Annotated in this window: 13 protein-coding genes and 2 pseudogenes; 3 read left to right on the top strand and 12 right to left on the bottom strand. The window is 39.3% G+C overall.

Going from position 1 to position 19759, the window contains the following annotated elements; all coding sequences use genetic code 11:
• Nucleotides 1-159: 159 nt before the first annotated feature.
• Genes E4O00_RS01920 through E4O00_RS01895 form a run of 6 tightly spaced genes read right to left on the bottom strand, consistent with a single transcriptional unit; the run spans nucleotide 160 to nucleotide 3212 of the window.
• The gene (locus tag E4O00_RS01920) at nucleotides 160-387 is read right to left on the bottom strand and encodes a hypothetical protein (protein ID WP_253678330.1); all 228 of its coding nucleotides are present in this window, start codon (nucleotides 385-387) and stop codon (nucleotides 160-162) included.
• A gap of 25 nt (nucleotides 388-412) precedes the next feature.
• A complete protein-coding gene (locus tag E4O00_RS01915) occupies nucleotides 413-1753 on the bottom strand; it encodes a glycine/betaine/sarcosine/D-proline family reductase selenoprotein B (protein WP_253678329.1) in 1341 nt (446 codons plus the stop codon).
• Between the two features lie 32 nt (nucleotides 1754-1785).
• Nucleotides 1786-1941 (bottom strand): hypothetical protein, encoded by a 156-nt coding sequence (locus tag E4O00_RS01910; RefSeq protein ID WP_253678328.1) that lies wholly within the window; start codon nucleotides 1939-1941, stop codon nucleotides 1786-1788.
• A 42-nt stretch (nucleotides 1942-1983) separates the two neighbouring features.
• Nucleotides 1984-2784 carry an SHOCT domain-containing protein gene (locus tag E4O00_RS01905; RefSeq protein WP_253678327.1) on the bottom strand — a complete coding sequence of 267 codons (801 nt, stop codon included), beginning with the start codon at nucleotides 2782-2784 and terminating at the stop codon, nucleotides 1984-1986.
• Between the two features lie 27 nt (nucleotides 2785-2811).
• Nucleotides 2812-2991, bottom strand: a complete 180-nt coding sequence (locus E4O00_RS01900) for a hypothetical protein (protein ID WP_253678326.1) — start codon at nucleotides 2989-2991, stop codon at nucleotides 2812-2814.
• Between the two features lie 50 nt (nucleotides 2992-3041).
• Nucleotides 3042-3212, bottom strand: a complete 171-nt coding sequence (locus E4O00_RS01895) for a hypothetical protein (protein WP_253678325.1) — start codon at nucleotides 3210-3212, stop codon at nucleotides 3042-3044.
• A gap of 552 nt (nucleotides 3213-3764) precedes the next feature.
• On the opposite strand from E4O00_RS01895, the gene E4O00_RS01890 reads away from it, so the two are divergent.
• Nucleotides 3765-4799 carry a CD0519/CD1768 family membrane protein gene (locus E4O00_RS01890; protein WP_253678324.1) on the top strand — a complete coding sequence of 345 codons (1035 nt, stop codon included), beginning with the start codon at nucleotides 3765-3767 and terminating at the stop codon, nucleotides 4797-4799.
• 15 nt (nucleotides 4800-4814) lie between these two features.
• Nucleotides 4815-5670: pseudogene (locus E4O00_RS01880) on the top strand (cobyric acid synthase).
• Nucleotides 5671-5966: 296 nt separating this feature from the next.
• On the opposite strand, the gene E4O00_RS01875 reads toward E4O00_RS01880, so the two are convergent.
• The 4 genes and pseudogenes from E4O00_RS01875 to clpB all read right to left on the bottom strand — a co-directional run bounded on the left by E4O00_RS01875 (nucleotide 5967) and on the right by clpB (nucleotide 14536).
• Nucleotides 5967-7163 (bottom strand): hypothetical protein, encoded by a 1197-nt coding sequence (locus E4O00_RS01875; RefSeq protein WP_253678321.1) that lies wholly within the window; start codon nucleotides 7161-7163, stop codon nucleotides 5967-5969.
• A complete protein-coding gene (locus E4O00_RS01870) occupies nucleotides 7153-9951 on the bottom strand; it encodes a FecR family protein (RefSeq protein WP_253678320.1) in 2799 nt (932 codons plus the stop codon). The genes E4O00_RS01875 and E4O00_RS01870 overlap by 11 nt, the downstream gene beginning before the upstream one ends.
• The gene (locus E4O00_RS01865; RefSeq protein ID WP_253678319.1) at nucleotides 9917-11815 is read right to left on the bottom strand and encodes an adenylate/guanylate cyclase domain-containing protein; all 1899 of its coding nucleotides are present in this window, start codon (nucleotides 11813-11815) and stop codon (nucleotides 9917-9919) included. Before E4O00_RS01865 ends, E4O00_RS01870 begins: the two co-directional genes overlap by 35 nt.
• Before the next feature lie 140 nt (nucleotides 11816-11955).
• Nucleotides 11956-14536: pseudogene (gene clpB / locus E4O00_RS01860) on the bottom strand (ATP-dependent chaperone ClpB).
• A 175-nt stretch (nucleotides 14537-14711) separates the two neighbouring features.
• On the opposite strand from clpB, the gene E4O00_RS01855 reads away from it, so the two are divergent.
• Nucleotides 14712-16262, top strand: a complete 1551-nt coding sequence (locus E4O00_RS01855; protein WP_253678318.1) for an AbgT family transporter — start codon at nucleotides 14712-14714, stop codon at nucleotides 16260-16262.
• A 71-nt stretch (nucleotides 16263-16333) separates the two neighbouring features.
• On the opposite strand, the gene E4O00_RS01850 is transcribed toward E4O00_RS01855, so the two are convergent.
• Complete coding sequence (locus tag E4O00_RS01850) at nucleotides 16334-17014, bottom strand: SanA/YdcF family protein (protein ID WP_371922702.1); 681 nt, start codon at nucleotides 17012-17014, stop codon at nucleotides 16334-16336.
• A gap of 209 nt (nucleotides 17015-17223) precedes the next feature.
• Complete coding sequence (locus E4O00_RS01845; RefSeq protein ID WP_253678316.1) at nucleotides 17224-19392, bottom strand: C25 family cysteine peptidase; 2169 nt, start codon at nucleotides 19390-19392, stop codon at nucleotides 17224-17226.
• Nucleotides 19393-19759 lie beyond the last annotated feature (367 nt).

Below are 19759 nucleotides of genomic sequence, written 5' to 3'. Positions count from 1 at the left end.
ATTGTATCAACAATCGAGGATTGATGAATTGCTGCCGTTTCGCAGTGAAACGAGAAACGGCATACAATAAAGCGACGTTTCGTCAAGCAGATAGTAAGGCCGAAACTCGCAGTATTTTTAAGCGGTGCTATTTGTACCGCTTAAAATAAATTTACTCTGCTATTGCAAGGCATGTTTACCGGTTGGAGAAGTCTTACATCTTTCTCCATAGCTTGTAATAAGTTTTCCTGCAATAGTTCTAGTTTTTTCTCCGCAATAAACACAGATAGAACCGTCCGGTAAGGCAACATGTTTTCCCGTTTGGTTTGCCTTACAAACGGCACCATAGGAACTAATTAATTTTTCTCCCGAAGATCGGATATCCTGTCCGCAAAATCTACATTTCATAAGTATAGTCTCCTTTAAGTTTTTTTTACAACAAATCTATCAATTCTTTTTTCTTTGCTTTGTACTCATCCTCATCTATTATACCGCTTTCAAAGAGTTCTTTTAGTTTTTTTAAGCGGGAGGGTACATCTCCGGAATCATTTGATTCATTTAAATCATTTTGATATTCTATTTGTAAATTATCTTCTTCACAGCCATCTTGGAATGCTTCTTCAGAAGTAAATTTATTGACTACAATAGAATTTATAGAATTGATAAAATCAAATGTTTCTATTATGCGATTCATGGAGGCTGTAAATTTAGCTTCAATTTCATCATACTCTGTATCATTACCAAAAAGACCTAAAACGCCTTCAGCTATACCATCAATCCAACCTGTTGAAGAATTTGAGGTTATCTTTTTTACCCCTGCAGATATACCCTTTACACTCCCTCTCAAAAATAACTCTATATCCGAACCAACACAGTCTTTAATAAAATTTTTTGCTGGTTCCTTTAATGCCTCTAAAGCAACTAAAACTTCATTTATATCATTTTGCAGAGCATCTTCAAGCCAATTTGCTTCTCTGTTAGTAAGCCACTTATCAAGACTTGAATCTTTTAATTCTAGTATTAATGCGTCTCTATATTTTTGCTCATACCATTCTTCAATAACTTTAAGTTTCTTAGAAATTTTTTTTATAAAACTTCCATCGGTAAAAATTTCTAAGGCAGCATAAGCTTTTACTGTATCCTTAGCAAACAAACTATCATTAAAAGTATTATAAGCATTAGACAATATATCAAAAATTTCATTCAGATGTGCATCTAATTCATTTTTCCATAGATCGCAGAATTCATCAAACTCACTATTCTTTTCAGCATTACCATTTTGCACTATTACGCATTTATTAGATAAGATATCTTTTACTCTATCAGCTATTGCAGGAATTGCATATCTCATGCTTGCAGCAGTATTACCGGTCTTCACTATTTGCATAAAATTATTAAATTCATCATACGATGGATTCACTTCATATAAACCGCCAATAGCAGGAATTTTCATTTTATAGGCTAGTTTTGAAATTTTTCCACAGGCTAGTCCATAGGACATACTATTAAAAGAAGGTCCGGCTATAAAAATATCAGGGTTTATATTAGTAAAAATATTTTCAACAAATTCCAAACACTCATTTTCATTTTTAGTAAAATAGTTATCTCCACAAATAATTGTTTTTATAATTTTGCCGGTATTACCGATAGCTGTTTGAATTCCGATGCCCGGACCTATAGCTCCATCAATAACCTCAATTTTATAATCAGTCATATCTTCCCCACCCTTACCGGCAAAAAATTGATTTACATAATGCACAATAATCTTACTCATCTTATGCTCCTCATATATAATTTTTATATATTTTATTCCGTACCGGAAGTTTTTTTATAGCCTTGAGATTTTAAAAGCTCTAAATAACTATGGTTCGGATAAAATTCGGTGAGCTCATCAAAAGCTTTTTGAAAATATATTTTACTTTCAGTATTTTCACCCAGTTTTGCTAAATCTATTGGAATCATAAATCTTCTCCATAAGATATTTTAGTAAATGAGATAAGTTTTTTACAGCAAATCTATCAATTCTTTTTTCTTTGCCTTATACTCCCCCTCGTCTATTATACCGCTTTCAAAAAGTTCTTTTAGTTTTTTTAAGCGAGAAGATATGTCATCATTCTTTTGCTCAGTATCGGTATCATCATTGTCATCTTCATGCTCATCATCGCTTTCAAAGTCATCGGCATCAATTTCATATTCTTTTTGAATATTTTCAAAATCACAATCATCATATTCACCACTTTCTTTTGCCTCTTTATACTGCTCTTTTGACTCTTCATATATTTTTTTTATATCGATATCTTTGGCAGCTTCTTTTGCCATACTCTTTAAGGTTTCAATGTCGACCTTTGTAGGGTCTTTATTCGCTTTAAAAATATTTGTAAGAATCTTAATATATACAATAGCGGAGGCTACCGTTAACGCATACCCTACTGTTCCTGAAATTGTCGCAGCAGCAATATTACCCGCTATCGGTATAAATGTTAGAACGGTATTAATTGCAAGAGTTGCAGCCAAATATCCTGCAAGGTTTGTTACAATACCTGTTGCAAGTGTTTTTAAAATATTTTTTGAAAAAGGACATCCTACAAGATTTCCTATGCGGATATACATTGACCATATAAATCCTGCTGAGGCTGTAGTCGCTATTACAGAACCGGCTCCCGGCAGCCAACCTGAAGCTACACTTGCCGTTGCAGCCCCTATAGCATGAAACTTTACTATATCTCTAATATCCTTATCGGTAAAAGCTCGATCAGTAGAATTAACAACAGCCATAAGCATTTTAATAGCACTATTTAGATCCATATTTATTCTCCTTTTATTAAAAGATATTTATTTTTTTAAATCATCTATAGTATCTTCTATTTTTTGTACACCGTCTTCTATTTTCTCCATTGCTTTATCAAGAAGTCTTTTTCCATTGTACCTTACTTGAGGGTTTCTAGCCAGAAAATCACCTACAGTTTTAGCTCCATTAACAACCGAGCTAAAAATTCTTTCAATATCAGCCATATTCATCTCCTTTCGGCAAGGTTCCTTACCTTGCACATTGTTTTATTTTTCTACTGCTTTGCACAAGCAACAATTTTATACTTTTTTGTACTTGTCGGAATATGGGTTGCTAAAAATTTTTGTTTAGCTTCCATTACGGAATTTGCACTTACAGTTGTATTTGCAGTTCCGACAATCTTTCCGTTTTGAATAGTTTGTACTACTAATCTGTATGAATTCATTGTTCAGCTCCTTTATAGCGTTCCATCTTTTGACGGTATCTATTTTCAAATTTTTTTGAGACAAGAGAGAATATATATTGTAGATATTAAAGGGGTTTATTGATTGATTGATTGATTGATTGATTGATTGATTGATTGATTGAGCAAAAAGCGTGCCAAGTAGATGAGCAAGGCGGCACAGGCATTTATAGAATTGTACAACGAGAAGCTATTACCATAAGACGCAGTCTGCACTTTCATAGAAAATATAATATCATAGTAATACAAAACAAACAAGTGCAGATTTGAATTTTTTGCATTTTTTTAACATTTTATCCTTAAAAAGATTTGTATAAATTCACATTTCCTCCCCCGCTTGAAAAAAAAGCCTTTGTTGGAATATAATCCGCCAATAAGATGTACTTTTATATAATGTACAGTTACTTTGGAGAGCTTAAGGTATGGAATCTAAATACTCTTTAAAAAAAAGAAATAGGGCTTGAAAACTTTATCTTTCTAGGATGTTTTTTTGCCTTCTTTTTCGGTGTCGGCTCGGTTATGGGCGGCGTAAATATGATTAAGACAATGATGGAAACAGGCTTTGATCTTCTTATCAATATCTGTTTGTATCTGATGGCAGTAGCCGTATTGGCCGGAGCCGTCTCAGGTCTTTTTTCGGAATTCGGAACGGTTGCCTTGATCAACAAAATCTTGTACAAATTGATGAAGCCCTTGTACGATTTACCCGGAGCCTCCTCCCTCGGCATCTTAAACTGTTTTTTATCGGACAACCCTGCAATTTTAACCCTTGCCGATGACGATAATTTTAGGCGCTATTTTAAGCAATACCAGCTTCCTGCCCTTACAAACCTGGGCACTGCCTTCGGAATGGGTTTGATTACCACAACAGCAATGATGGGCTTAAACGTAAAATCGGCAGTCCCGGCCGCCTTAATAGGAAACGCCGGAGCTATAGCGGGAAGTATAGTTTCTGTCCGCTTGATGATTTACTTTTCAAAAAAACGCTACGGAACAGAGGCCATGGTTTCTACAAAAAGAGTTGACCCCATCCCCGAAAAAATGCGTCCCGTAAGACCGGGCGGAGCCGGAGCAAGGTTTATTCAGGCTATGCTTGACGGCGGAAAATCGGGAGTCAGCATGGGTATGGCCATCATCCCCGGCGTAGTAATTATCTGTACGATAGTTATAATGCTTACAAACGGCCCGAGTGCAGACGGCACCTACACGGGAGCAGCACGAGAAGGAATCGCCCTCCTTCCATGGATAGGTCAAAAGCTGAGCTTTATCTTAAATCCCCTTTACGGTTTTAGTTCTCCTGAGGCTATTTCTGTCCCGATAACGGCCCTTGGTTCTACGGGAGCCGCCCTCGGCATTGTAAAGGAAATGTCTTTAATGGGAAAAATTACAGCCAACGATATCGCTGTCTTTACTGCAATCTGTATGTGCTGGAGCGGTTATATTTCTACCCATATTGCAATGATGGATGCCCTAGACACAAAGGAAATGACGGGCAAGGCTATTTTAAGCCACACCATAGGCGGCCTCTTTGCAGGCTTTGTCGCCCATCTTCTAGCCTTTGTGCTTTAAGATAACTTTAAGATAATGGCGAGCATAATGATTCAGGGGACAACCTCCTCAGCGGGCAAGTCCCTTTTTTGTACGGGCCTTTGCAGAATCTTTAAAAAGAGGGGCTTAAAGGTTGTTCCCTTTAAATCCCAAAATATGTCCTCGATTTTTTTTACTACAGCGGATGGGAAAAAAATAAGCAGTGCCCAAGCCCTTCAAGCCAAGGCCTCAGGCATTGAACCACGACCCGAAATGAACCCCATCCTCCTCATCCCGAAAACCGATGTGGGTTCTAAGGTGATAATTTTAGGCGAAGAAAAAAAAGGAGATGAAGGCACGGGAATATTTTGAATATAAAAAGACCTGCAAGCCTATGATTTTGGAGACCTTTCAAAAACTTGAAAAAGAAAATGATATTGTTGTTATCGAGGGAGCAGGAAGCCCTGCCGAAATAAACCTAAACCAAAACGATATCGTAAACATGGGCATGGCAGAAATGGCCGATGCTCCCGTTCTTTTGATTGCCGACATAGACAGGGGCGGTGTCTTTGCCCAGCTCTACGGAACCGTAATGCTCCTCCCCGAAAAGGACAGGAAGAGAATTAAGGGCATGATCATAAACAAATTCCGAGGAGACAAGAGCCTTTTAGACACCGGCATAAAAATGATTGAAGAGCTTGTAAAGATTCCCGTAATCGCTACAATCCCCTACATGCATTTGGAACTCGTCGATGAGGACAGCCTCATCGACGATGATAAAAAATGTAATACCCAAGGCCAAAGCGAGGCCGAGCTAGAAAAAGAACTTGACAAACTCGCTGCCCTCATCGAAGATAACAGCGATATGGATTTTATCTTCAAGACAGCAGGGATTTTAAAAGCTGAAAAATAAATAGAATCTCAGTTTAAGCCGTTTATATTATTGCTTTTTTTAAAACCAGAGCATTCAGGCCGGAAGGTCTTTTTAAAATCCAAACATCATTAGTTCCGGATTCATGTATAAGAATGAATTTAGATGCATGAGAATCATTCAAATTAAAATTTTTACCTTTGCAACTTCATTATAAGGTGTAGAAATAGAAACAATTTCAGACTCATTTGCCCAGTATGAAAAAGAATCATCAATACCATCAAAAAGCTGATTACATGAAACCAAGAAAAAAAACAAGAATACAGAAAAACAAAAAGTTAAAATTTCCAACCGGCCGAAATCGAAGGCTGAATAATATACTTGGGAAAATCTTTTTTAAATAAGAAAGTATGTTCCAAATTTATTTCAAGATATAACTTTTTATAAAGGTAAACTTGTAAGGCGGTTCCGGCATTCACTGAAGGACTCCAAAACCAATAAGGAGGGCTTTTTACATCCGTTCCCGAATATTCAAATTTTGCCTGAACCATAAATGCTCCGCCGCCTCCGGCATGTAAATCAAAATTAAGCCTATTCTTAATTATAGGAAATAAATATACAAAGTTAAACTGCGGTAAAATAAAGGAAGCTGTTAATTTATAATTAGGATCTTTATTTTTTAAATCAATAACAGACAGACCAAGGTCAAAACCGAAATGCCCATATCGTTTTTTTATAGGTAAAAATCCAAATCTTAAAATTCCGCCCAAATAAAAACTATTGCTTTGAAAATATTTATAAAGAGTTTCATTTTGTATAAACCGGCTGAATGTATAACCTAAAGACACAAAAAAATCGACAGGTTTTTGAAATTTGAAATTTACGGTTCTTGAATTGTCATATAAACCGCTTGGATCTGTAGCGGTAAGCACATAAACTCCTGCTGTTAATTTTGAAAAGTTAAGTTGAATTGTAACTTTTTTTCCGGATTTATCAAAATCTATAATATCGCATTGTATAGGAGTATCATTATTCCGGGTCAAGGTAAATACGGTTTCGGGAAATATATTCTTTCCCGAAATTATAATATAATCTGCAGCAGGTTCATCAAAATATATAGAGTCGATGGATATGTATGATACTTCCGGCTGGTATGCAATTTTTACATCAAAATTTCTGTAATCGCTGGCAAGTTCAACTTGATTAAGAAGATTAATAACGGCTACACTATAGCGGTATTTACCCGGCTTTAAAGAAACATTTATCGAGTTTTCTTCTACAATCTTTTTATCTATCTTAACCCACCTTCCGGAGCCGTCCTGTTTTTCAAGCACAAATTCATATGCCAATATATCTTCGATTGCCTCCCATGACAAGTGCTGATACAAAATTGCCCCTTCATTACCCTCTTCAATAAAATAACTTTTTTGTATCTTTGAATCATTGCTTTTTGAGCTTGCCGCCTCTTGAGAATATAAACAGACAAATCCGAAAAATAATAAAAAGCTGAATATAAGACAGTTTTTATTGACCATACATAACTCCGGTTTCGTCAGTAACAACTTTTTTTGATTGAGGTAATTCTATCTTAAATTTTACGGCAGAGGATTTTCCGTCCTGAACAATATTGCTGCCTTCAAATTTTCGTTGTGCTCTTACTTCGATAAAAAATAAATCGCGCGACAATAAATTCAATTTGGTAAAATTTAATTCGATATTACCTGTCGGGGTCTGAGGAACAAACTCGCTATAAATTGTTTTTGAGGAATTATATATTCTTACAAGATACCTGTTTGCTTCAGGAATCCTAGTCCAAACAAATTTTATGCTTCTATTGTTTTTAAAGAAAGCAACATCCAATATCGTGTCCTTCTTAGGAACAAGTATATCAGCGGCAGGCAATATGGGAATAGGTAAGATCTTAAACGAACCGTCTTTCCGGCTTGAAATGTCAAATCCCTTTCCGGTCTTCCCCTCTATCCTCCATACATATTCACCTGCAGAAAGAGGAGGTAATTGAAAATCATTTTCGGGATTGTTTATAGAAAGAACAGGATTTTTTTCTCCGGCCTTAATCAAAATTAACCTTGAATTTTCAGGAGCTTCAACAGATGACCATCTTAAAACACTGGGCCTTAAAGCGGCATCCAATCCTTTAATACTGACTCCGCCTATAGGCGATATAAGTTCTATCGGTTTAAAATGCATTAAATCGATTTTATGGTCAGCTGTATAGCCGTATCTTTTGCCGGATTGCTCTTTTAAAGATGAAAAACCTTGAACGCTTACTATGTAAGAACCGTTTTCAATTGATTTTATATCGGCCTCAATTTCAGTTCCGATAATATATAAGTTTTCGTATACAGCTTTTTGATTTACACCTTCAGGAGTAATCTTAAACTGATAATAATCGGCTTCGGGAACTTCAGTCCACTTAAATTGATTTTTTTCCTTAGGCAAAATAATCAATTTATTTCCCAAACCTATAAATTCGGGTTTAGCAAGAGGGGCTGCAACATTTATTTTTTTTACCTCGCTGGTAATGTCTCCGCTTTTATTCTTTGTCAAAACACGCCAATACCATTCGCCTTTTTCCAATGAAATACCTTCCGCCGAAGAGCCGCTTACAGGTTTATCGACTGCAAGTTTCTTAAAATCTTGAGATGAAGAAATCTGAAAATATACCTCATCTTTTGTATTTGTCTTCCATGTGAACTTTATATCGCTGCAATAAGAGTCAGCAATGATATAACCGTCCGGCGGAAAAATAGAGCGTACAAACATTTCTTCTCTGCCGATTTTTATTTTTTCGGGCTTACTTACAGCCAAAGGAATTTCATTTTTATCCAGAGCAGCGATATTCCAATAATAACCGGATTTGGGAAAGGCTTCATCAAATTTGCTTATCTCAAAATAGTTTGAAGTTACTATTTTTTCCAAAACTATGTTCGACATATTTTCATCAGTATAAACACGGAGGTTATATTTTTTTGCTTCAGGAACTGACGGCCAAGAAAAGAATGCCTTACTTCCTTCAGCAGTTTCGCTCATGTTTTGAGAAACCGCCAAAACAGCAGTCTCTTGATTTTTTGCTTGTTGAACATAAAAAATTCCGGTTTCTGATATTTGGGAAGGATAATCGCCGGCATTAATATAATTGGGAATAACTCGCCAAAACCATTTTCCGTTTTCAATGCCGCTAAGGTTTACCGAAGAAGCATTTATGAGCCGACTGACCTTAGGATTTTTAAAAGAGTCATTATCTGCAAGCTCAATCAAATAATTTGAGGCTACTGCATTTCCTTCCCATGAAAATCTTATTGCAGGCAAATCGTTTATATAAGAAAATTCCGCATTTAAACCGGGCTCCAGCAATTTGGGCGGAGGAGCATCGGTAACACTAAGTTTACCGTTTGCAGCCGAAACATCTTCAGGCCCTAAAGAAGAAGCATAAAGTCTCCAAAAAATATTACCTGATGAAATCTTTCTTTTTAATTCGGATGCACCCTTTATCTCAATTTTTTCGTTATCCTGATTAAAACTACGAGAAATAGAAGTTTCAAAGATAAGAGTCTCCGTTTCAGGAAAAGAACTTTGCCACCTAAACAAAACCTCGACGGGTTCACCGTCCTTATTGAAATTAAAAATCTTCTCGGATGAAGACGGACTAATCATTGTAATTGATGACTTACCGCCTTCAACTAAAACCGTTCCGGCTTTTAAAACTGAAGGTTCGGTAATGGAATCGGCAGGATTTGAGTCTTGAGGATTTTCAATTTTAGAGAAAGCCGCTTCTCCCTTTTCGACGGCAATCTTTATAGGATCATCACCTGATTTTGAAGTGTGAAGCACTGATTCTTTTTCGATAGAAACCGAAGCATTACCAGCCTTTACCGTCATTTTGGAATCTAGTGTCTTTACAGAAACATTACCTTCAGCTATTTGAACCGAGATATCTTTTTCAGCCTTAGGCTGAAAAATCTGGATCATGGTATTTTCGCCTACATTTACCGTGCTTTTATCCGAAAAATAAATAGTAGCTTCCGAATTTGAGGCTGTACGGATTGTGTCTCCGTCATAAACATGAGAATATTGGGCAGGCCTATCCCAAACAGCCCTATCTATAAATTTACGCTGAACACTTTTTTCTTTATAACTTATAATTGCAATTGAAGGCTTATCTCTATCAAGAGTTTTATTTAAATTCTTCCAAAACAGGAATATGGTAACACCGGCTATCACAAATGAAACAAGAACGACAAAGATATCGGCAAATTTACTGTCAAGCCTAGGATTGGATTTTGTATTTTTTTTCGTCTTCATTTACATTCACCTTTGAAAAATCGGGAGCAGGGATTCCCAATACTTTCCGTATTTGTGCTAAATTTTTAGGTCCTTTTAATCCTGCACCGGGAATATCTGTTTCATTCGGCATGTTGATTAAGGCGAAAACTCTCAATGGTTTTGATTTTCCCTTGACAGTAACCGAAGGCATCTCTTCTACAACAACATGGTCTTTTACCAAGTTGTAGGTATTTTCGGTAATAAGAATATCGGTACCCATAGGTTTATTTAAAGCTTCAATTCTTGATGCCGTATTTACCGTATCTCCTATAACAGTGTACTCCATTCTCTCATGCGAACCGATTTGTCCGGCAACGACCGCCCCGGAATTTATACCGCAGCCTATTCTGATTATGGGCTTTTTATCTCCTCCGCGGCTGCGGTTAAAAAATATAAGAGCAGCCCGCATTTTAAGTGCAGCACGAAGACAGTTTAAAGCATCTTTTTCGGGATTGCCCGTAGATGTAGGAGCTCCCCAAATCGCCATTATGGCATCGCCTATAAATTTATCTACAACACCATTTGTTTTATTTACACAATCCACCATCAAGGTCATGTATTCATTTAAAAATTCTACAACCTCGGCCGGTTCCATCTTTTCGGAAATCGCAGTAAAAGAACGGATATCAGAAAAGAAAACCGTTGTTTCCTTTGTTTCACCGCCAAGGGCTAACTCACCCCTCATAGCAAGCTCGGCTATTTCCTTATTTATAAAGCGGCCGAAAGAATCCTTAAGTCTTTCTCTTTCGGCAAGACCCTTCCCCATCTCAACAAAGCTTGCAGTTAAAAGCCCAAGTTCATCCTTGGTCTTAGCTTTTAGATCTATTTCGTATTTGCCCTGCTTTATTTCGTCAGCAGCAATGGCCAGTCTTTTTACGGGACGGCTTATAGATTTAGAAAAGAACCATACAAAGACTACAGAAAAAGACAAAACAATTATACTTAAATAAATATTCCGTCTTGTAGTATTTTCTACCGGTTCCAAAAGAACATCAGCCGATGCATTTGTTAAAACGGCAAGATCGCCCAATGAAAGTCTGCTGTAAGATCCGAAATATTCTTTTCCGTCTTCATCTTTTACAAGAACCTGCCTGTCATTATCGCCGTTTTCCCTCATCTGTATAAACAAAGGAAAATTGCTTACATTCGCCTTGTTTTTAACAAGATTAAAGTCAGGATGAATAAGAACATCGCCTTCATTATTTACAAGATAGGTTGTCTGCATGGTACCGGCACCAAAACTCTCGGATAGTTTTTCGGCGGAAAAGAAAACGATCAAACCTTGATTTAAACCTTTTTCGGTATAAGGGTAGAAAAAAGCCAGCATGGGCAAATCAAATAACCATGCCGCATTTAAAACCTGAGTTATTCCCTTCTCGGCTTGAAGCATGTAATCCTTTGACTGCATTAAAAATTCATCGACTAAGTCAGAATCAATATCATTCGTAGAAAAAAAATGAGAGCTTAAAAGTTTGGCTGCGATTCCGCTTTCTCTCTTGGAATCGGTAACCAATATTGCAGCTACATAAGGATTTTTTTCAAAATATAACGAAGAAGCCCGATTTGAAAAAGCACCGGCTTTTTCGTTCGTATTAATTATATCCAAAAGCAAGGAAGCATTTGCTCTTAATGTTGTCAAATCTTTTTCCGTTGAGGATGCAGCTTGTTTGTTTACGGTACGGTTGTTTTCTTCAGCCGTCAGCTGAACATCCAAGCGCCCAAACAATGTAACTAAAGCCGTAATTCCGCCCAAGGATAGGATAATCAAAATAGATATAATTGTAACCAGCTTTGCACCAATCGAAAATCTTACCTTAGTTTGCCCATTTTCTTGTCTACCCATTATGGCTAACTCCTAATTCTATAGTAATTACGAACTTTAAATATATATCTAAAATTATATGCTATCATAATTTATACTTTTCTTCAAGTATCTCTAAAATTACGCATTAAATTTTATCTTTAACTAAGAATCATTTTAGCTTACTTCTTTTTAAACATAAGACCCTCCTCTCCTCTGTCAACAAGAATAGTGCTTCCTTCGGGGAATTTACCTTCAAGGACTTCGCGGGCGAGCTTATTCTCAAGCTCGGCCTGTATGGCACGCTTTAAGGGGCGGGCACCGAACATCGGGTCATAGCCTATGTCTGCAAGCAAATCCTTCGCCTTATCCGAAACCTTTAAGCCAAGACGGCGGGCTGCCAATCGTTCCGCAACGGACTTAAGCTGAATATCGACAATCTTTCGGATATGCTCTTTTTCGAGCCTGTTAAATGTAAGGATTTCGTCGATGCGGTTTAGGAATTCGGGCCTGAAATTATCGCGCAAGATTTGGGTTATCTCTTCTTTTATGCTTCCCATATCCTTTGCGGTCAATATGTACTCGGAACCTATATTGCTGGTCATAATTATGATGGTATTCTTAAAATCGACAACGCGGCCCTGTCCGTCGGTAAGGCGGCCGTCATCCAAAATCTGTAAAAAGACGTTAAACACATCTTGGTGGGCTTTTTCGATTTCGTCAAAGAGGATTACGCTGTAGGGCCTCCGTCTTACGGCCTCGGTAAGCTGACCGCCCTCGTCATAGCCTACATAGCCGGGGGGCGCTCCGATGAGGCGGCTCACGGAATGTTTTTCCATGTACTCGCTCATGTCGATTCGAGTGAGGGCCTTTTCGTCATTAAATAAAAAGTCGGCTAAGGTGCGGGCCAATTCCGTCTTGCCGACACCTGTGGGACCGATACATAAAAAACTTCCCAAGGGGCGGTTCATGTCCGAAAGGCCGGCCTTGTTTCTCCTGATTGCATCGGAGACTACCCTTACGGCCTCATCTTGCCCTACAACCCTCGTTTGAAGGACCTTTTCAAGTTCCAAGAATTTTTGCATCTCGCTTGCAAGCATTTTGGCAACGGGGATGCCTGTCCACATTGAAACGATGCGGGCTATGTCTTCTTCGCAAACTTCTTCGCGTAAAAGCTGACCCTGCCCTCCAGCCTTTTTTTCAAGCTCGGCCGTAACGGCGGCTATCTTTTTTTCGAGTTCGGGGATTTTTCCGTATTTAAGCTCGGCGGCCTTGTTTAAGTTTCCTTCGCGGCTGTACTTGGTCTCTTCGATACGGAGCTGTTCAAGCTCTTCCTTGTATTTACGGGATTCGTTAATGCGCGACTTTTCGTTTTGCCATTGGGCCTGCATTGCATTCCGCTTGGAAGAAAGCTCTGCCAATTCTTCTTCAAGTTTTAAAAGCCTTTCCTTTGAAGCCGTATCGTTTTCTTTTCCTATAGAAACTTTTTCGATATTGAGCTGTAAGATTTTGCGTTCAACCTGATCCAGCTCAACGGGCTGGCTTTCTATTTCCATTTTAAGGCGGCTTGCAGCCTCGTCTACAAGGTCGATTGCCTTGTCGGGCAAAAAAGCGGCTTGTGATATAGCGGTTGGAAAGGACGGCCGCAGCAATGAGAGCCTCGTCCCTTATCCGAACCCCGTGGTGAACCTCGTACTTTTCCTGTAAGCCGCGCAAGATGGCTATAGTGTCTTCGACCGTGGGTTCGGGGCAGTAGACCTGTTGAAAGCGGCGTTCAAGGGCTGCATCTTTTTCGATGTATTTTTGGTACTCGTTTAAGGTGGTAGCTCCTATCGCCCTGAGCTCTCCGCGGGCAAGGGCCGGCTTTAATAGGTTTGAAGCGTCCATCGAGCCCTCGCTTGCTCCGGCACCTACAAGGGTGTGAAGCTCGTCGATAAAGAGGATTACCCTTCCTTCTGATTTTTGCACTTCGGAAATTACGGCCTTTAACCTTTCTTCAAATTCGCCGCGGAATTTGGCTCCTGCAACAAGGGCGCCGAGGTCAAGGGATAAAAGCCTCTTTCCTTTTAAGCTGTCGGGCACATCGCCTGAAACTATACGCCTTGCAAGGCCTTCGACTATGGCGGTTTTTCCGACTCCGGGTTCTCCGATTAAAACCGGATTGTTTTTTGTCCTGCGGGAAAGCACCTGCATTACCCGCCTTATTTCTTCATCCCGGCCGATTACCGGATCTATCTTTTCGTTTTTGGCCAGCTGAGTTAGGTCGCGGCAGAATTTTTCCAAACTTCTGAATGTAGATTCAGGCGTTTCGCTTGTTACCCTGTTGTTTCCTCGAACCTCTTTTAAGGCTGAAAGAAGATTTTTTAAGTTAATGCCCCGTGAGCGTAAGAGCTCTCCCGTTTCGTCCTTAGACTCACTTAGAGCGAGTAAAAGGTGCTCGGTAGAAACATACTCGTCCTTTAACTTATCTGCATAGCCTTCTGCATGGGCAAAGACCTTTGCAAGCAGGGGCGAAATATAGGTTTGAGCGGACTGCCCTGTAACACGGGGCTTTCTGTCAAGCATTTTGTCGAGTTCATCCAAAAGACTTTCGGGATTGACACCGATTTTTTCTACCAAGGGAGGAACAATTCCGTCTTCTTGTTCTAAAAGAACATATAAAAGATGTTCGCTTTCAACCTGACTGTGATCGTCTCTTTGGGCAAGCGATGAAGCTTCTTGAACGGCTTCCGATGCCTTAACCGTATACTTATCTATATTCATGTATAAAAAATAATAAAAATCGATAAAAAAATCAATAAAAAATCAATTATACGCAAAAATAATGCTAAAATATTAGCTGAATTCGTCAAGGCCGACTTGTCATATTTTCAATCATAATATATAATGCTGCCGCTGCCTATGTTGTCGTGGGCAAGTAACATTTCTAGGAGTTCTTATGGATAAAAAAAAGAACAAGGAAGTTTCAGGCTTCCTCAAAGGAGTTGAAAGGATCGGAAATAAATTGCCGCATCCTGCTATGATTTTCTTAATTTTAAGTATCATTGTAATCATTGTCTCTGCTCTTGCAGAAGCATTCGGAACCCCTGTTACATACTTTGATGCCCGAAAGGGAAAAGAAGTTACTATCGGAGCCGTATCGCTTTTAAACCTTGACGGTCTTCGCTACATTTTAAACAGTGCAACAAAGAATTTTACAGGCTTTGCACCCTTGGGAACCGTTTTGGTTGCTATGCTCGGTGTAGGTGTTGCAGAGTGGACAGGACTTATCAATACCTCTCTTAAAAAGCTTCTTTCAGGTGTTCATCCGAGGCTTTTGACTGTTGTTGTCGTTTTTGCAGGTATTATGAGCAATATCGCTTCCGACGCAGGATATGTTGTAGTTATTCCGCTAGGAGCTATCGTATTTGCCAACGCAGGCCGCCACCCCATGGCTGGTCTTGCAGCTGCCTTTGCCGGTGTTTCGGGAGGCTTTTCTGCAAACCTTATTCTAGGTACAATCGATCCGCTTTTGACAGGTATCACAACAGAGGCTTTAAACAATGCCGGAATGGATATTGCAATTGACCCGACTTGTAACTGGTTCTTTATGATTGCTTCTACTTTTATCCTTACGATTGTCGGAACCTTTGTTACGGAAAGAATCGTAGAAAAAAACTTAGGTACATATAGCGGCTCATACAAGCCGGATAATATGCCTATTTCCGACGTTGAAAACAAGGGATTAAAACTTGCCGGTATTTCTATTTTGATTATGGCCATTATTTTAATTATCGGCTTATTCGGTCTTCCCAAACTTCCAGGACTTGCAGTTTTAAGGGAAATCGATCCTAAAACAGGTCAGAGTTCAATTTCAAACTTTATGCACGGCGGTCTTTTACCGGTAATTCTTTTGATGTTCTTAATACCCGGTCTTATTTACGGTAAAAAAACCGGAAAGATTCATAATTCCCATGACCTTATCAAGGGAATGACTGAGGCCATGCGCTCGATGGGCGGTTACCTCGTATTGAGCTTTTTCGCAGCACAGTTTGTAAACTACTTCGGAAAGACAAACCTCGGAACAATCATCTCGGTAAACGGTGCCAACTTCTTAAAGAGCATCGGATTTACAGGTTTGCCGCTTATAATCTCATTCGTTATTATTTCGGCCTTCCTTAACCTTTTCATGGGCTCGGCTTCTGCAAAGTGGGCTATTATGGCTCCTATCTTTGTTCCCATGATGGTAAACTTAGGTCTTTCACCTGCCTTAACACAGGTTGCCTACCGAATCGGAGATTCAAGCACAAACCTCATCACACCTTTGATGAGCTACTTTGCAATGATCGTTGTATTTATGAAAAAATACGATGAAGATTCCGGTCTTGGAACATTGATTTCAACCATGCTGCCCTATTCGATTTTCTTCCTGCTTTCATGGATAGGTCTCATGATCGTATGGTACATCTTCGGTCTCCCCCTAGGCCCCGGAGCATTTATCCACATTTAATCCGTTTTTCGGATTAGCTTAAAACAAAACCGCCCTGCCGTCCTTTGGACAGCAGGGCGGTTTTTTATAATTTAAAAATCCCATGTTTCTTTTGCATTTCCTGTTATCGGTATTTTTTTACCAAGAAATGCAGGTTGCACATCAAACATTACTAAAAAGAAGGTCTTTACCCTTGCCAAGGCCTCTCTTATTTCCCAGCTTACGCGGGTTTCCCTACTGTAACGCAAAACTTCAGGAGCTTCATAGGCTACAACATCAAGGCCTAATTTTCTTCCTATATAAACGGCTCTTGCAGTATGGAAGGCCTGTGTTACTATGACTGCATTTTCAACGCAAAATATTTCCCGGGCGCGATACATGGTTTCATAAGTTGAAAAACCGGCATGATCCATAAAAATTAAGCTTTCGTCTGTACCGTAAACATCTTTCATAAAAATACGCATCCGGTTGACCTCATCATAGCCCTTACGTCCGTGATCTCCCGAGATTAAAACTCTTTCAGCCTTTTTATTTTTTAAACAATTAACGGCAGCTTCAATCCTATCTCTAACAACGTGAGAAACCGTGCTTTTATAAACCTTTGCACCGGGAATAATTACAACATATTTTTCTGGCAGGTCGGAAATATTTTTATAAATATAAGACTTCGAATAATTCAACATATAAATATTTATACCTGCAATTCCAATTAAAATTAAAATAAAAAGGAAAATAAGGCATAAGAATATCTTTTTTAAACGCTTAGATTTCATGCAATATGGAGACTCCTGTAAATGATATTATACAATAAATAGAAGGTTTATTGTAAGCGGTGCAAATAGTACCTCTTACAAACACAGGCGGATTTGCCTTGCGGCAAACACCGAAAGATTGTATGAGGGGGCCTCGATTGTCAGTTTTTAAAATTAAGCTGCAGTATCCTAATCGAAAAGCATCCCCTTATACGGTTTATAACGCCTTCCTATCTCGCATCGCTTTTATCAACTCTTATCGTATAAGTTATCTCACCGGCTTCCTTAAACTCGGGCATAACTTTGACAAATATCGGATGGTAATAAGGGTAGCTTGTAATGACGGGAATATCCGTATCCATACCTTCAATTCGATATGAAGCCGTACTGCTTGTAGGAAGAGCTTTTACGTGTATACGCTTTACATCCGGGGCAATTTGAATGTCGTAGAGGTATGAAGATTCGGCTGAAGGCTCCAGTACCTTTTCTTCCCCATTAACGGTTACCCTTACCGATTTCAAACTTGCGTCCTTACTTTTGGTTGTTTCTTTACGCTTCATTGTAAGGGTATACCGGTTTACGGTAACACCGTCTTCCGCCGTTACCGTGATTGCAAGCGTATTTAAACCTGCTTTAAGATGATAAGTTCCTTCACCGGTAACACGGGCGGCAGGATCGATTGTTTCCGCCGATACTTTTACAGGATTTTCTTCATAGGCGACCGATACCGAATATGCACTTTTATCCTCGGTTACATCAATAGATTTATTACCGACGCTAATGCGTTTTAGTGCCGCAATGCTGCCTTTTATTCCCGAATTTTCCCGTATTTTTATTTTTTGCGAACTGCCGATATAATTCGAAGCTATTGCATATAAATCGGCATCTCCTGCCTCAACGGTATCGGGAATGGGCAGCACCGCCTTACCGTCTTCGTTTGCATAACCTGCCGCGATGATTTTTATTCCCTCCGCTGTTTTTCGTGTAACAGCGATTTGCGCTTGGGGGGCGGTTTGCACTACAAAATTGCGTCCCTTCATAATGCCCTTATCATTTTCAAACGTAAATGTGAGTGCTTTCGGTTTTTGTGTATAGGGCATATAAGTGGGATCGCCTAAAAGATTGTATATTTCTATAGAATATTTTGTTTTATCGCCTACACTGTTGGAAGCGGAGCCGTGACCGAAACGGTACATTGCACGGTGCCCTGCCTGTAAGGCTTTTCCGATGGTACGAGAGCGATATGCTTTATCCGTGTCTGCACCGTAATAAAGAGAGCCTACTATTCCCGGCTTCTCCGTATTGAAGCTGTCTTTATTTCCGCACGTCATTACTATGTTATAGTCGGCATAGGATTCCGCCGAAGCTCCGATATAGGCAACGGCTCCGCCGCTCCCGTTATTCATAAAAGCTTCGCCGAGTGAATAGTATTGATATGAACCTGAAAGGCAGGTAGAAGCAATAACGATAGGATAGACTTTATTGGTTAAATTGCCTGCATGAGCGGTTGTAAACTTACCCAGCCAGCTGTCCGGTAAGCCGTGTCCCGTGTACACAACAAAACCTGCACCTTCGTTAATGCGTGCACTTACCTGATTCGGGGAATAAATCGACACCGGCTCTACCGTTAATTCGGGATAGGAAGATAAGTAGTTTCCGATAGTTCCTGTTTGAACTCCGTTTACATTATCGGAAGTGCGGATAACACGTGTAACCGACGCTTCTCCTTCCCTTATTTTTTCTTCCATGTACATTGTTTTATCTATACATGCTTGAAGCTCTTTGAGAGTCGATACGCAAAACCTCCCGACCGGAGCTTCTTGAAGCCATGCGTCGTTATACTCACCTGTTTTGCCGTCATAGCTGCCGTAGTTTCCGTCGTATTCACCGTAATAGTAATCGGTAGGGTGCGGCTTTTTATACACAGTGCTTTCAAATGCCGGCACATACCCCGCAGTACCGGAGGTATGGGATGAAACATGGTCTCCTACCAGTAATACCGCCATCATCTTTCCGTTAAGCGTTTTGTAAAAGGTCTTTAATTCTTGCCGGATTGCTTCCGCACTCTTTCCCTCGGCGGCTATAAGAGTTACTTCATGGCCTTGCTTTATTTTATGCTCTCTGTATGTTTTTAAAGCAGCCGATTCCGTAAAAAGCGGGGCAGATACAATAACAAGGTGCGGAATCCCTTGCGTTACATCATTGGGCTTTATAGGGTTCACCGTATCGGGTACCGTATCTTCTTTACCCTGCGGCTGCGGAGTTTCCTGCAGTTCTTTGGAGCCGGGCTTATTTTCGGCAGTGTTGCCTGTAGAAGGCTTAACCGGTATTACAGGGTTGTTGCAGCTAAAAAGTAAGGCTGCCGATAGAACGAAAATCGAAAATCTTAATGTATTCATACATATAATCCTTGCGGTCTTTGTTACATTCAAAGAACATGAACTATAAACGATCTTTTAGTTTCAAAAACCGACCCAGTATCCATATATTTATACTTTTGTCAAGCAGGTATTTTGTAATATGCTGAAAATATGGCAATTTTAACGAGCGGCATAAAGCATTGTGGAAGACGGGCTAATTCTTAATCACTCATACCCTCTTTATTTTTTGTGAAAAACAGCTATAATGTAGAAGTTAGATATTTTATAAGGATTAAACATATAGAAGCATGATTACAAAATCTAATCTTCGGAACGTATTAAAAGCACTCGGGTTTTCTCAAGCGGATTCAAGTTTTACAAAGCATTTTGAAAAACATAATTGAGA

The sequence above is a fragment of the Treponema sp. OMZ 788 genome, from assembly GCF_024181245.1.
In the GTDB taxonomy this organism is placed as follows: domain Bacteria; phylum Spirochaetota; class Spirochaetia; order Treponematales; family Treponemataceae; genus Treponema_B.
Note: the sequence above shows the minus strand (reverse complement) of the source record. Positions and strands in the feature narration are given on the sequence as shown.

Coding starts and splice junctions, on each gene's coding strand:
- E4O00_RS01920 (WP_253678330.1), bottom strand. CDS start 387: ATGAAATGTAGATTTTGCGGACAGGATATCCGATCTTCGGGAGAAAAA.
- E4O00_RS01915 (WP_253678329.1), bottom strand. CDS start 1,753: ATGAGTAAGATTATTGTGCATTATGTAAATCAATTTTTTGCCGGTAAG.
- E4O00_RS01910 (WP_253678328.1), bottom strand. CDS start 1,941: ATGATTCCAATAGATTTAGCAAAACTGGGTGAAAATACTGAAAGTAAA.
- E4O00_RS01905 (WP_253678327.1), bottom strand. CDS start 2,784: ATGGATCTAAATAGTGCTATTAAAATGCTTATGGCTGTTGTTAATTCT.
- E4O00_RS01900 (WP_253678326.1), bottom strand. CDS start 2,991: ATGGCTGATATTGAAAGAATTTTTAGCTCGGTTGTTAATGGAGCTAAA.
- E4O00_RS01895 (WP_253678325.1), bottom strand. CDS start 3,212: ATGAATTCATACAGATTAGTAGTACAAACTATTCAAAACGGAAAGATT.
- E4O00_RS01890 (WP_253678324.1), top strand. CDS start 3,765: ATGATTAAGACAATGATGGAAACAGGCTTTGATCTTCTTATCAATATC.
- E4O00_RS01875 (WP_253678321.1), bottom strand. CDS start 7,163: ATGGTCAATAAAAACTGTCTTATATTCAGCTTTTTATTATTTTTCGGA.
- E4O00_RS01870 (WP_253678320.1), bottom strand. CDS start 9,951: ATGAAGACGAAAAAAAATACAAAATCCAATCCTAGGCTTGACAGTAAA.
- E4O00_RS01865 (WP_253678319.1), bottom strand. CDS start 11,815: ATGGGTAGACAAGAAAATGGGCAAACTAAGGTAAGATTTTCGATTGGT.
- E4O00_RS01855 (WP_253678318.1), top strand. CDS start 14,712: ATGGATAAAAAAAAGAACAAGGAAGTTTCAGGCTTCCTCAAAGGAGTT.
- E4O00_RS01850 (WP_371922702.1), bottom strand. CDS start 17,014: ATGAAATCTAAGCGTTTAAAAAAGATATTCTTATGCCTTATTTTCCTT.
- E4O00_RS01845 (WP_253678316.1), bottom strand. CDS start 19,392: ATGAATACATTAAGATTTTCGATTTTCGTTCTATCGGCAGCCTTACTT.